This window comes from Pseudomonas sp. 05N433 (genome assembly GCF_056396925.1).
Map to the genome: position 1 here is coordinate 233,308 of NZ_JBFTML010000010.1, position 13,313 is coordinate 246,620.

The following is a 13,313-nucleotide window of genomic DNA, read 5'->3' on the forward strand; positions in this document are numbered from 1 at the left end:
CATGCCCCCCCGAGGTTTAAAGCGGTATATCGAGGCTGTTAACTCAGCCTTCGATCTCGATCAGGATCTCGCCCGGGTTCACCCGGTCGCCCTTGGCCACGTGGATGGCGGTGACTTTGCCGGTGATGGCCGACTGGACTTCGGTTTCCATCTTCATCGCCTCGGTGATCAGCACGGCTTGGCCGGCTTTCACGGTGTCGCCTTCCTTGACCAGAACGTCGACGATGTTGCCCGGCATGGTGGTGCTGACGTGGCCCGGTGCAGTGGCTTGCTTGCGCTTGCTGCTGCCGCCGCTGACGAACTCGTTGAGCGGTTCGAACACCACTTCTTCCGGCATGCCGTCGATGGACAGGTAGAAGTGGCGTTTGCCTTCAGCCTTGACGCCCACACCAGTGATGTCGACGCGATAGGTTTCGCCGTGAACGTCGATGACGAACTCGGTCGGCACGCCTTCACCACCGGCCGAAGCCACACCGCCTGCTTCCGGAATCGGCAGCAGCACTTCCGGTGTCAGGGTGCCGGCTGCGCGTTCTTCGAGGAACTTGCGGCCGATGTCCGGGAACATGGCGTAGGTCAGCACGTCTTCTTCAGACTTGGCCACGGCGCCTATTTCGGCACGCAGCTTGGTCATCTCCGGCTTGAGCAGATCGGCCGGACGCACGTCGATCACCTCTTCGCTGCCGATGGCCTGACGACGCAGCTTTTCGTTCACAGTGCCCGGCGCCTTGCCGTAGCCGCCTTGCAGGTAAAGCTTCACTTCGTTGGTGATGGTCTTGTAGCGCTCGCCGGCCAGCACGTTGAAGAACGCCTGGGTGCCGACGATTTGCGAGGTCGGGGTCACCAGCGGCGGGAAGCCGAGGTCTTCGCGAACGCGCGGGATTTCAGCCAGCACTTCGCTCATGCGATTCAGGGCGCCCTGCTCTTTCAACTGGTTGGCCAGGTTGGAAATCATCCCGCCCGGAACCTGGTTGACCTGCACGCGAGTGTCGACGGCAGTGAACGCGCTTTCGAACTGGTGGTACTTCTTGCGCACGGCGTAAAAGTACAGGCCGATCTCTTGCAGCAGCTCCAGGTTCAGGCCGGTGTCGAACTCGCTGCCTTTAAGGGCGGCGACCATCGATTCGGTGCCCGGGTGGCTGGTGCCCCAGGCGAAGCTGGAGATCGCGGTGTCGATATGGTCGGCGCCGTTTTCGATGGCCTTGAGTTGGCACATCGCAGCCAGGCCGGCGGTGTCGTGGGAGTGGATGAACACCGGCAGCGATTGCTCGGCCTTCAGTGCCTTGACCAGTTCACCCGTGGCGTACGGGGTCAGCAGACCGGCCATGTCCTTGATCGCCACCGAGTCGCAACCCATGGCTTCCATTTGCTTGGCTTGCGCCACGAAAGCCTCGATGGTGTGCACCGGGCTGGTGGTGTAGGCGATGGTGCCCTGGGCGTGTTTGCCGGCAGCTTTCACCGCTTCGATGGCCACGCGCAGGTTACGCACGTCGTTCATGGCGTCGAAGATACGGAACACGTCGATGCCGTTGACCGCGGCCTTGGCGACGAAGGCTTTGACCACGTCGTCGCTGTAATGGCGGTAGCCCAGCAGGTTCTGGCCACGCAGGAGCATTTGCAGGCGCGTGTTAGGCAACGCGGCGCGCAGTTGGCGCAGACGCTCCCACGGGTCTTCTTTCAGGAAGCGTACGCAGGCGTCGAAGGTCGCACCGCCCCAGACTTCCAGCGACCAGTAACCGACTTTGTCGAGTTTGTCGCAGATCGGCAGCATGTCTTCGGTGCGCATGCGGGTGGCGAGCAGCGATTGATGGGCGTCGCGCAGGATTGTGTCGGTAACGTGGATTTGTTTGCTCATTGTTCTATTCCTCACAGGCCTGCGTGGGCGGCGATGGCGGCGGCGATGGCCAGGGCCAGCTCTTCGGGTTTGCGCTTGATCGAGTAGTTGGTCAGTTCAGGGTGGCTTTCAACGAAGCTGGTGTTGAACTGGCCGCTACGGAATTCCGGGTTACGCAGGATTTCCTGGTAGTACGCGGCGGTGGTCTTGACCCCTTGCAGACGCATGTCGTCGAGGGCCCGCAGGCCACGGTCCATCGCCTCTTCCCAGGTCAGCRCCCAGACCACCAGTTTCAGGCACATCGAATCGTAGAACGGCGGAATGGTGTAGCCGGTATAGATCGCTGTGTCGGTGCGCACGCCGGGACCGCCGGGCGCGTAGTAACGGGTGATCTTGCCGAAACTCGGGAGGAAGTTGTTTTTCGGGTCTTCGGCGTTGATCCGGAACTGCAGCGCGAAACCACGGTGCAGGATGTCTTCCTGTTTCACCGAGAGCGGCAAACCGGATGCGATGCGGATCTGCTCGCGAACGATGTCGATGCCGGTGATTTCTTCAGTGATGGTGTGTTCCACCTGCACCCGGGTGTTCATCTCCATGAAGTACACCTCGCCCTCGGCGAGCAGGAACTCCACGGTACCGGCGTTCTCGTAACCCACGGCCTTGGCTGCACGAACCGACAGGTCGCCGATGTAGGCGCGCTGTTCCGGAGTCAGTTGCGGGCTCGGAGCGATCTCGATCAGCTTCTGGTTGCGACGCTGGATCGAGCAGTCACGCTCGAACAGGTGCACCACGTTGCCGAAGCTGTCGCCGAGGATCTGCGCTTCGATATGTTTCGGGTTTACGATGCATTTTTCCAGGAACACTTCCGCCGAACCGAAAGCCTTGGTGGCTTCGGAAATCACTCGCGGAAAGGCTTGTTCGAGTTCTTCGCGACTGTTGCAACGACGAATGCCGCGTCCGCCACCACCGGAGGTAGCCTTGAGCATCACCGGGTAACCGATGCGGTCGCCTTCGGTCAGGGCCTCTTCGATGCCCGACACGTTGCCTTCGGTGCCCGGTGTGACCGGCACGCCGGCCTTGATCATGCTGCGGCGCGCTTCGGTCTTGTCGCCCATGCGGCGAATGACTTCCGCCGACGGGCCGATGAATTTGATTCCGCGTTCGGCGCAGATGTCCGCCAGCTCGGCATTTTCCGAAAGAAAGCCGTAGCCGGGGTGCAACGCATCGCAACCGGTTTCCACCGCCAGGTTCACCAGCTTGCGCGGGTTCAGGTAGCCGGCCAATGGCTCGGCACCGATGCTGTGGGCCTCGTCCGCACGCTTCACATGCAAAGCATGACGGTCGGCGTCGGAATAGATCGCGACCGAGCGAATGCCCATTTCGGCGCAGGCGCGCACGATTCGTACGGCAATCTCACCACGGTTGGCAATCAGGATCTTTTTTATCACTTGGAGGTTCCCTTGAGCCGGTGGCACCCACGACCCGATTAGACAGGTCGACGCGTGACCAAATGTTTCAATTCAGTCGCAGCTCCACACTAGCTGTCGCAAGGGATTAACAAAAATGAATAATAATTGGGTCAGACATAAGCAAAGACTTATAGTTGAGTCATCGACCTTCGCTCAGGATTTATAGAAAATGCGTAAGTCATTGATGCGTATGACATTGCGTCAATTGCAGATCTTCAATGAGGTGTGCGATTTAAGGTCCTACAGCCGCGCTGCCGACGAAATGTCTCTCACACAACCTGCCGTGAGCCTACAGATTCGTCAACTTGAAGAGCTGATCGGTCAGCCCTTGTTCGATTATGTCGGCAAAAAACTCTACATGACCGAGGCGGCCGAAGCGCTGCAGCGCGCCAGCCGGGACATTTTCGGGCGCCTGGAAAACCTCGATATGCAGCTGTCGGACATGCAAGGCTCATTGCAAGGTCAGCTGAAACTGGCGGTGGAGTCCAGCGCCAAGTATTTCGTGCCGCATCTGTTTGCCGCGTTCAAGCGCCAGCACCCGGAAGTGAACCTGCACCTGACGGTGGTCAACCGTGGCCAGGTCATCCGGCGCCTGTCGGATAACCGTGATGATCTGGTGATCATGTCGATGGTCCCCCAGGACATGGGGCTGGAATTCCTGCCGTTCCTCAACAACCCGATTGTAGCCGTGGCGCCACCGGATCATCCGCTGTGCCACATGGGTCCATTGCGCTTGCAGGATCTGGAACCCTACACGCTGCTGCTGCGCGAACCCGGTTCCGGCACGCGACTGGCCTGCGAGGAGTATTTCAAAGAGAAGCGCGTGCACTTCACCCAGACCCAGGAGGTCGCCTCGGCGGAAGCTCAGCGTGAATGCGTGCTGGCGGGTCTGGGCCTGGCGCTGCTGACGCGCCACGCCCTGAACCTTGAGTTGGCGACCGGTGGCCTGATCGAGCTGCCGGTCGAAGAGCTGCCGCTGCTGCGTAGCTGGTGCCTGGTGCAGGCCAAGGCCAAACGGCTATCGCCGGTGGCCCACGCATTCCTTGCGTTTATCCGCAGCGAACGAGCGCAAATCAGCGCACTGGTTGAGCGTTTCGACGGGAAGTTACCGGTGCTGCCTGCCAGTAGTTGAGTTCGAGGTCGTCGGGAAATTCGCCGATTTCGGCCAGAAGCTGGCGGCGTTCGCAGCGATCTTCGATGGCGCGGCGAAATTCCATGCGGCGCTGGTCTTCTTGCTGACGACGGGTTTTGACGGCGCTGTTGCGTTCTTCGTAGGGCTGGGCCATTTCGAGTCTCCCAAGGCGAGTACGGGAGTTTCAAGATAGGCGCGAGGGATGACGGTTTGGCGGCGGGAGGGTTACAGAACGATGAAACTCACTGGCTGACCGCGAACCTGTGGCGAGGGAGCTTGCTCCCGCTGGGTCGCAAAGCAGCCCTAAGATTTTGCGACTGCTGCGCAGCCGAGCGGGAGCAAGCTCCCTCGCCACAATTCCAGCCAGAATCAATCGTCCAGCGCTTTTACTGACTTTGGCGACAACCGCAAGCTGCGAAGGCTGCGCTTGACGCTTTTCAAGTGATTGACCAGGCTCGGCCCACGGGCCATGGCCACGCCCATCGCCAACACATCGATCACTACCAGGTGGGCGATGCGCGACGTCAGCGGCGTGTAGATTTCAGTGTCTTCGTGCACGTCGATCGCCAGGTTAACGGTCGACAGCTCGGCCAACGGTGTCTGGCTCGGGCACAGGGTGATCAGCGTGGCGCCGCTTTCGCGCACCAGGTTGGCGGTGATCAACAGGTCCTTTGAGCGACCGGACTGGGAAATGCAGATCGCCACGTCGGTCGGCTTCAAGGTCACCGCCGACATCGCCTGCATGTGCGGGTCGGAATACGCCGCCGCAGTCAGCAACAAACGGAAGAACTTGTGCTGGGCATCCGCCGCCACCGCACCCGACGCACCGAAGCCGTAGAACTCGACACGCTGGGCCTGGGACATCGCGGTCACGGCCTTCTGCAACGCTACCGGGTCAAGTTTCTCGCGAACTTCCATCAGGGTATGCAGGGTGGTGTCGAAGATTTTCAGGCTGTAGTCGGCAACCGAATCGTCTTCATGGATCGCGAATTGCCCGAAGCTCGCGCCGGCCGCCAGGCTCTGCGCCAGCTTCAGTTTCAAATCCTGGAACCCGGAGCAACCGATGGCGCGGCAAAACCGCACGATGGTCGGCTCGCTGATGCCTACGCTGTGGGCCAGGTCGGCCATGGAACTGTGCATCACCGCCGCAGGATCAAGCAGCACGTGGTCGGCGACCTTGAGCTCCGACTTGCGTAACAGGTGGCGTGACTGGGCGATGTGTTGCAGCAGATTCAAGGGGCTGGACTCTTTGTCATTGGCAGGTGCCGGGGATGTAGCACGCTTGTAGTTATACTACATGAATCGGCTTTTTGCCTGCTCAATGCATAACTCAATGTCCCCATATCACGCGACATATGCTCCATGTAGCACCTACGAGGTTTTTTCGTCCGCGCGCAACAGCTCAGCCAGGTCTGCAGCCTCAACCGGACGGCTGATCCAATAACCCTGCACTTCATCGCAATGCTCGACCTTCAGAAACTCCAGCTGCTCCGGCCGTTCGACGCCTTCGGCCACCACTTTCAACGACAGGCCGTGGGCCATGGCAATGATCGCCCGGGTAATCGCCGCATCTTCACTGCTCTCCCCCAGCCCACGGATAAATGCCTGATCGATCTTCACGTAATCCACAGGAATACGTTTGAGGTAGCTCAGAGACGAATACCCGGTACCAAAATCGTCGATCGCCAGCTTCACCCCCAGATCGCGCAATTGCTGGAAGGTCGCGATGATGTGCTCGACGCTGTCCAGCAACTGGCTTTCGGTAAGTTCCAGCTCCAGATAGTGCGGCGCCAGACCGGTTTCCTCCAGCACCTGGCGCACCAGGCTGACCAGTTTCCCCTGACGCAGCTGATGCACCGACAGATTGACCGACACCCGAATCGGCTCAAGCCCCTGACGTTGCCATTCGCAGGCTTGCCAGCAGGCCTGACGCAAGACGAACTCGCCGATAGCGTTGATCAGGCCGGTTTCCTCGGCCAGACCGATGAAATCCCCCGGCGGTACCTGGCCAAGGGTCGGGTGATTCCAGCGCACCAGCGCTTCGGCGGCATTCAACCGGCCGGTGGCGAGGCAGAGTTTCGGTTGATAAAACACCTTCAACTGCTTTTCTTCGATGGCTTTGCGCAATTGGTTCTCAAGCTGCAAACGCTCGAGCGTGCTGGCCTGCAGGCTGTCGGTGTAGAACTGGAAGTTGTTGCCGCCCAAGTGTTTGGCATGCTGCATGGCCATGTTCGACTGGCTGACCAGCGCGGAAATCTCCCGTGCGGTGTCCGGCAACAGGCTGATGCCCATGGACGCGCTCATCACCAGTTCATGCCCCTCGACAGTGATCGGCAAACGCAGCTTGGTCGACAATCGGGTCGCCACGCGCGCCAGGCTCGACAGGTTGCCGTAGGCGTCGAACAGCACCGCAAATTCATCGCCGGACAACCGGGCGATGGTGTCCGCTTCCGGCAACGCATTGACCAACCGCCGGGCCATTTTCTGTAACAGCTGATCGGCGATTTCGTGGCCGAGGCTGTCGTTGAGCAACTTGAAGCGATCCAGATTGATGTGCAGCAGCGCCAGGCTGCGCCGACCGCCCTGACGCACCCGCTGATGAGCCTCGCTTAGTCGTTCACGGAATAACGAACGGTTGGCCAGCCCCGTGAGCTCGTCGTAATGGGTGAGGTAGCGCATACGCTCTTCGGATTCACGCCGAGCGGACAGATCAGCGAAGAAGCCGACGATATGACTGACATTTCCCCGCAAATCGCGTACGGCATTCAGTTGCAGCCACTGCGGATACAACTCGCCATTCTTGCGGGTCTCGACCAACTCGCCCTGCCAACTACCGTGCTGCTCCAGCGCCTGACGAATCGCCGCGTAATGCCGACAGGCGTCGCGGCTGCAGGGCAAATCGACCACGTTGCGCCCGAGCATGTCATCGATTTCATAGCCAGTTACCCGACTGAAAGCCTGATTGACCGCGATCAGTGCGTAATTCGGGTCGAAAATCACGATGCCTTCGCTGGCCGCCTCGAACACCGTCGCCGCCAGTTGGCGCTGTTCTTCCAGGTGCTTGCTGGCACTGATATCGCGGCGGGTGCCGACCATGCGGATCACCCGGCCATTTTCACTACGCTCGACCGCTCGACCACGGTCCTCGATCCAGACCCAATGGCCATCGCCATGCCGAACGCGGTACTCGATCTGATAATCCTCGGTGCGGCCCTTCAAATGCTCGACCAGCGCCCGCTTCAGCGCTGGCAAGTCGTCGGGATGCAGCCTCGGCTTGAGGTGGCGGAGCATTGCCGTCACGTATTCCGGCTCCAGCCCGAACAACTCCTGGAGCTGAGTGTGATGAACTTCGTCGGTCTGCAGGTTCCAGTCCCACAAACCGAGCTCACTCGCTTTCAACGCCAGCGCCAGCCGCGCTTCGCTCTTGCTCAAGGCCTGGTTGGCCGCATCCAGCTCCAGACTGCGTTGGGCAACCCGGTTTTCAAGGTCGACCTGGGTTTCGCGCAATTCTTCTTCGGCGCGACGACGCTGGTCGATTTCCTTGGCCAGTTCGTGATTGAGTTGCTCGCTGCGACTTTGCGCTTGCTGCAAGTGTTCGATCAGCGCCTGATTTTGAAAACGCCGCAACAAACCCTGATCGATCAACCGATTGACCTGCCAGGCGACCACGCTCAACGAGCCCAGAAGAATCAGCCCGAACCAGCCCCAGCCCTGCTCCTGTTCATCGCCGCCCCAGAACAGATAACCGATGGCGGGCAACAGACAGGGCAAGGTAAAGGATAGAAATGCTGGCAGGCTGACCGCATAAGCGACGCTGGCCGAAAGGGCTGCGGCGCCGATCAGACCGAATACCCAGGCTTGCTGGATGAAATTGTCAGCGGGCACCAGCGCGATGCCGGCACCGGCCAGGGTCAGGCCGGTCATCGCCGAACCGAGCAGAAACATGCGACGCCAGATCGGATGGGCCTGACGGTTGGGAATCGCCGAATCGAAGGCCGCGACTTGAATCACCCGCAACGCCACCAGCGACAATAACCAGACCAGCCAGACACTGACCACGAAGTAGCGTTGCGGGCTCCAGAGCAACCCGGCGCAGACCAGACCGTTGATCAACATGAAAAGCGTCGGCAAGAGCGAGCCCTGGTACAGCAGACGCGTGCGTTCGACCGCCATCTCCATGGCGTACTGTTTGCGGATAGCCCGAGGCTCCACGGAGGGGCCCGACAGGTCGGAGCTGAGGGTCATAGGCGATGTTCTTGTTCTTATAGTTGAGCATGCGAGCCCGAATTGTGGACGGAGCATACACAAGCAAATGCCCGGACCAAACTGCCTCAGGTCATAAAATAGACAAAAGTTTTAGTCGCCCGCATCCGGGGTAAAAGCCGCCAGGCGAGCCCCGCCCCTGCTTGCAGCCAGTGACCGACCGGTCGTCATCGGTGCTTCTTTCATCGGCTAATGCAAAGCTCGGTTTGCCCGGTGTGACGTCGCACCCTAGAATGCCCCGATGCGCGATGATCTCTCCCTTCTGCTGAACTCCCTCAACGATGCCCAACGCCAGGCCGTAGCTGCCTCCGTGGGTCGTCAGTTGGTCCTGGCCGGTGCTGGCTCCGGTAAAACCCGAGTGCTGGTGCACCGTATCGCCTGGTTGATCCAGGTCGAAAACGCCTCGCCCCACTCCATTCTGTCGGTGACCTTCACCAACAAGGCCGCTGCCGAGATGCGTCATCGCATCGAGCAGCTGATGGGTATCAACCCGGCCGGCATGTGGGTCGGCACCTTCCACGGCCTGGCGCACCGCTTATTGCGGGCGCACTGGCAAGAGGCGGGCCTGAGCCAGACCTTCCAGATTCTCGACAGCGACGACCAGCAACGGCTGGTCAAGCGGGTGATCCGCGAGTTGGGCCTGGACGAGCAACGCTGGCCGGCCCGGCAGGCCCAGTGGTTCATCAACGGGCAGAAAGACGAAGGTCTGCGTCCACAACATATTCAAGCCAGCGGCGATCTGTTCCTGGCGACCATGCGCAGCATTTATGAAGCCTACGAGGCTGCGTGCCTGCGTGCCGGCGTCATCGACTTCTCCGAACTGCTGCTGCGCGCCCTCGATCTGTGGCGCGACCACCCGGGGCTGCTCGCCCATTATCAGAAGCGCTTCCGGCACATTCTGGTGGACGAGTTCCAGGACACCAACGCCGTGCAGTACGCCTGGCTGCGTCTGCTGGCCAAGGGTGGCGACAGCCTGATGGTGGTCGGCGACGACGATCAGTCGATCTATGGCTGGCGCGGCGCGAAAATCGAGAACATCTATCAGTATTCCGACGACTTCCCGGATGCCGAGATCATTCGTCTGGAGCAGAACTACCGCTCCACCGCCGGAATCCTCAAGGCCGCCAACGCCCTGATCGCCAACAATACCGGGCGCATGGGCAAAGAGCTGTGGACCGATGGTGGCGAAGGCGAAGCGATCAATCTGTACGCCGCGTTCAACGAACACGATGAAGCACGCTACGTGGTTGAAACCATTGAAAGCGCGCTGAAAACCGGCTTGGCTCGCAGTGATATCGCGATTCTGTACCGCTCCAACGCCCAATCGCGCGTTTTGGAAGAAGCCTTGCTGCGCGAGCGCATCCCGTACCGCATTTATGGTGGTCAGCGCTTCTTCGAACGGGCAGAAATCAAGAACGCCATGGCGTATCTGCGTTTGTTGGAAGGTCGTGGCAACGACGCGGCCCTTGAGCGGGTGATCAACGTTCCGGCCCGTGGCATCGGCGAAAAAACCGTCGAAGCGATTCGCGATCATGCGCGCCACAGCGACGTGTCGATGTGGGAAGCCATGCGTCAGCTGGTGGCCAACAAGGGCCTGACCGGGCGCGCTGCCGGTGCACTTGGGGCGTTTATGGAGCTGATCGAGAACCTCGCCGCCAAGTGCATGGAAATGCCGTTGCACCTGATGACCCAGACCGTCATCGAGCAGTCGGGGCTGATCGCCTACCACCAGGCGGAAAAAGGCGAGAAAGGCCAGGCCCGGGTAGAAAACCTTGAGGAACTGGTCAGCGCCGCGCGCAACTTCGAAAACCCGGAAGAGGACGAAGAGCAATCGCCACTGGCGGCATTCCTCGGCCACGCCTCGCTGGAGGCCGGGGACACCCAGGCCGACGAGCACGAAGACAGCATTCAGTTGATGACCCTGCACAGCGCCAAGGGCCTGGAATTCCCTTACGTGTTCCTGGTGGGCATGGAAGAAGGCCTGTTTCCGCACAAAATGAGCCTGGAAGAACCCGGTCGCCTTGAAGAAGAGCGTCGTCTGGCCTATGTCGGTATCACCCGGGCGATGCAGAACCTGGTGCTGACGTATGCTGAAACCCGACGCTTGTACGGCAGCGAGACCTACAACAAGGTGTCGCGTTTCGTACGTGAAGTGCCGAAAGGCCTGATCCAGGAAGTGCGACTGTCCAACAGTGTCAGCCGTCCGTTCGGCGGAGGCCAGCAGCAGAGTTCCAGCAGCCTGTTCGGCGGCAGCGAGATCCCGGACACCGGGTTCAGCCTCGGCCAGACTGTGCGGCATTCGGTGTTCGGCGACGGTGTGATCCTGAATTTCGAAGGCGCCGGTGCTCAAGCGCGGGTGCAGGTGAACTTCAGCGAAGGCAGCAAGTGGCTGATGCTCGGTTACGCCAAGCTGGAAGCGATCTAAAACCTGCCAGTGATTTACTGTGGGGGCGAGCCTGCTCACTCCCACAAGGTTCTGTGTTTCAGATTGATCTTATAAAAGGCGCAAAAACATGGGCTCGGGTTTCTTTTCTTCCTGGACATTCTGGGCCCTGATGTCGGCGGCGTTTGCCGCCATGACCGCGATTTTCGCCAAAATCGGCATCGAAAACGTTAACTCGGACTTCGCCACGCTGCTGCGCACGGTGGTGGTTTTGGTCAGCCTGGCCTTGATTTTGTACGCCACGGGCCAATATCAGTCATTAGGATCGATCTCGGCCAGGAGCTACCTGTTCCTGCTGCTGTCGGGACTGGCCACCGGTGCCTCGTGGATCTGCTACTTCCGCGCGCTGAAACTGGGGCCGGCCTCGTTGGTCGCTCCGGTGGACAAGCTCAGCGTGGTGCTGGTGGCGGTGCTCGGCGTAATTCTGCTGGGTGAAAAACTCGACCTGCGCCAATGGAGCGGAATCGGCCTGATTACGGCCGGTGTCGTCATGCTGGCGCTGCGGCGCTAAGCATCCTTCCTACAGAAGCTATCCACTCGTCCTACAGACTAACGCTAACAGGCCTTATTGCGCTGACTGAAGCTGAACACAACCTGTCAGGCAAAAGCCCGAAACACTCTGCCGCTAGCCAGTAACACTTCAGCTGTGCAACATGGCGCGCGTGCCATCCACAAATGGGAATTCCCTTTATGAAACGTTTTCTTAGCATCGCCATGGCGTTGTGCATCGGCCTGACGATGAGCCTGGACGCCAACGCCAAGCGCTTTGGTGGCGGCAAGAGTGTCGGCGCTGCGCCGACTCACCAGACCAGCCAAATGGCTCCTTCTTCTCCTGGCGTGGGCGGTGCAGCCGCCACTGCCGGCGCGGCCGGTGCCGCTGGCGCTGCCGCCAAGGCCGGCGGTGCTTCGCGTTGGCTCGGCCCTCTGGCCGGTATCGCGGCCGGTGGCCTGCTGGCTTCCATGTTCATGGGCGGCGGCTTCCAGGGCATGCAGTTCTTCGACATCCTGATCATGGCGGTCATCGCCTTCCTGGTCTTCCGCTTCATTGCCGCTCGTCGTCGCAAACAGCAGGAGCATATGGCTCCGGCCGGCGCGCCGATGCAACGTGAAGTGTTCGAGCAGAAGCCAGCCATGGGTTCGATCTTCGGCGGTTCGGCCGCACCTGTTGCCCGTCCGGTGATCAATGCTCCGGCCTGGTTCAACGAACAGCGCTTCGTTGAAGCCGCGCGCAACCATTTCCAGTCCCTGCAACAGCACTGGGACGCCAACGAAATGGACAAGATCGCCGAGTTCGTGACCCCGCAACTGCTGGAGTTCCTCAAGCGCGAACGTGCCGACCTGGGCGACGGCTTCCAGTCGACCTACATCGACAACCTCCAGGTACAACTGGACGGCGTTGATGACCGTGCGGACAAGACCATCGCCACCCTGACCTTCAGCGGCGTGTCGAAGACCTCGCGTTTCGACCAGGGCGAAGTGTTCAGCGAAAGCTGGAACATGGAACGTCCACAGGGCGAAAACCAGCCTTGGCTGGTCGCAGGTATCCGCCAGAACGGCTGATAACTCCGCGTTTCGCATGCTGTAATGAAAACCCGGCTCTGCCGGGGTTTTCTATTTCACGGTTGCATCTATAGCGAGCTACTGTATAAACCGCCCAAACTAAACCGCGCCATCAAGCAAGAGGATCCCGGACGTGGAAGAAATCATCGAACAACTGCGTGAAGCCAACGAACCGGTACCGGTCCCCTTGGAGTTGCCCGACGAAGATCTGCTGGTAGAAATCGAAGAACAACTGTTCATCGACATTCCCTTCGTATTCAGAGAATTTCTGCTGACCGTCAGCGATGTAGTCTACGGCAGCCTGGAGCCGGTGACCGTCACCGACCCGCAATCCCACACCTACCTGCCGGACGTTGCCGCCAACGCCTGGGACGCTGGTGTTGATCGCAGCCTGATCCCGATCTGCCAGGACGGTGACAACTACTACTGCGTCGAAGAAGACGGCACCGTGGTGTTGTGGCTGGCCGAAGAAGAGTTACTCGCCGAAGAAACCTGGGAATCGGTCTGGCACTGGGCACGGGACGTCTGGCTGGAAAGCTGATTTAACCCTGCACGACTTTTTGTAGCAGCTGGCGCAGCCTGCGTTCGGCTGCGAAGCAGTCGTAAACCCTGACA

At 60.1% G+C, this 13,313-nt stretch carries 10 protein-coding genes; 5 read left to right on the top strand and 5 right to left on the bottom strand.

The genetic code is table 11. The annotated features are described in order from the left end of the window. Positions 1–43: 43 nt before the first annotated feature. Complete coding sequence (gene oadA / locus AC1DIS_RS08060) at positions 44–1,852, bottom strand: sodium-extruding oxaloacetate decarboxylase subunit alpha (RefSeq protein WP_018927372.1); 1,809 nt, start codon at positions 1,850–1,852, stop codon at positions 44–46. 11 nt (positions 1,853–1,863) lie between these two features. Beyond that, positions 1,864–3,279, bottom strand: a complete 1,416-nt coding sequence (locus tag AC1DIS_RS08065) for an acetyl-CoA carboxylase biotin carboxylase subunit (protein ID WP_477780817.1) — start codon at positions 3,277–3,279, stop codon at positions 1,864–1,866. Positions 3,280–3,469: 190 nt separating this feature from the next. On the opposite strand from AC1DIS_RS08065, the gene AC1DIS_RS08070 reads away from it, so the two are divergent. Further along, positions 3,470–4,432 (top strand): LysR family transcriptional regulator, encoded by a 963-nt coding sequence (locus tag AC1DIS_RS08070; protein WP_018927370.1) that lies wholly within the window; start codon positions 3,470–3,472, stop codon positions 4,430–4,432. Here the strand turns inward: AC1DIS_RS08070 and AC1DIS_RS08075 are convergent. The 3 genes from AC1DIS_RS08075 to AC1DIS_RS08085 all read right to left on the bottom strand — a co-directional run bounded on the left by AC1DIS_RS08075 (position 4,374) and on the right by AC1DIS_RS08085 (position 8,677). Beyond that, a complete protein-coding gene (locus AC1DIS_RS08075; RefSeq protein WP_019020903.1) occupies positions 4,374–4,586 on the bottom strand; it encodes a PA3496 family putative envelope integrity protein in 213 nt (70 codons plus the stop codon). The two genes, AC1DIS_RS08070 and AC1DIS_RS08075, sit on opposite strands and share 59 nt — an antisense overlap. 215 nt (positions 4,587–4,801) lie before the next feature. Beyond that, complete coding sequence (gene hexR / locus AC1DIS_RS08080) at positions 4,802–5,668, bottom strand: transcriptional regulator HexR (RefSeq protein ID WP_017850032.1); 867 nt, start codon at positions 5,666–5,668, stop codon at positions 4,802–4,804. Positions 5,669–5,803: 135 nt separating this feature from the next. After that, positions 5,804–8,677: an EAL domain-containing protein gene (locus AC1DIS_RS08085; RefSeq protein ID WP_477748744.1), complete on the bottom strand. Its 2,874-nt coding sequence runs from the start codon at positions 8,675–8,677 to the stop codon at positions 5,804–5,806. Positions 8,678–8,936: 259 nt separating this feature from the next. Here AC1DIS_RS08085 and uvrD point away from each other — a divergent pair, with 259 nt between their 5' ends. From uvrD to AC1DIS_RS08105, 4 genes are all read left to right on the top strand, one after another. After that, positions 8,937–11,120, top strand: a complete 2,184-nt coding sequence (gene uvrD / locus AC1DIS_RS08090; protein ID WP_007934438.1) for a DNA helicase II — start codon at positions 8,937–8,939, stop codon at positions 11,118–11,120. An 88-nt stretch (positions 11,121–11,208) separates the two neighbouring features. Then, on the top strand, positions 11,209–11,649 hold the full coding sequence (locus AC1DIS_RS08095) for an EamA family transporter (protein ID WP_018927368.1): 441 nt from the start codon (positions 11,209–11,211) through the stop codon (positions 11,647–11,649). 179 nt (positions 11,650–11,828) lie between these two features. Next, entirely contained in the window at positions 11,829–12,698 is an 870-nt protein-coding gene (locus AC1DIS_RS08100; protein WP_086945222.1) for a Tim44 domain-containing protein, read from the top strand. A 133-nt stretch (positions 12,699–12,831) separates the two neighbouring features. Beyond that, entirely contained in the window at positions 12,832–13,239 is a 408-nt protein-coding gene (locus AC1DIS_RS08105) for an SMI1/KNR4 family protein (RefSeq protein ID WP_007934432.1), read from the top strand. Positions 13,240–13,313 lie beyond the last annotated feature (74 nt).

What these genes read in the sequence shown, in the direction of transcription:
- oadA (WP_018927372.1), bottom strand. Translation starts at nt 1,852, where the DNA reads ATGAGCAAACAAATCCACGTTACCGACACAATCCTGCGCGACGCCCAT.
- AC1DIS_RS08070 (WP_018927370.1), top strand. Translation starts at nt 3,470, where the DNA reads ATGCGTAAGTCATTGATGCGTATGACATTGCGTCAATTGCAGATCTTC.
- AC1DIS_RS08075 (WP_019020903.1), bottom strand. Translation starts at nt 4,586, where the DNA reads ATGGCCCAGCCCTACGAAGAACGCAACAGCGCCGTCAAAACCCGTCGT.
- AC1DIS_RS08085 (WP_477748744.1), bottom strand. Translation starts at nt 8,677, where the DNA reads ATGACCCTCAGCTCCGACCTGTCGGGCCCCTCCGTGGAGCCTCGGGCT.
- uvrD (WP_007934438.1), top strand. Translation starts at nt 8,937, where the DNA reads ATGCGCGATGATCTCTCCCTTCTGCTGAACTCCCTCAACGATGCCCAA.
- AC1DIS_RS08095 (WP_018927368.1), top strand. Translation starts at nt 11,209, where the DNA reads ATGGGCTCGGGTTTCTTTTCTTCCTGGACATTCTGGGCCCTGATGTCG.
- AC1DIS_RS08100 (WP_086945222.1), top strand. Translation starts at nt 11,829, where the DNA reads ATGAAACGTTTTCTTAGCATCGCCATGGCGTTGTGCATCGGCCTGACG.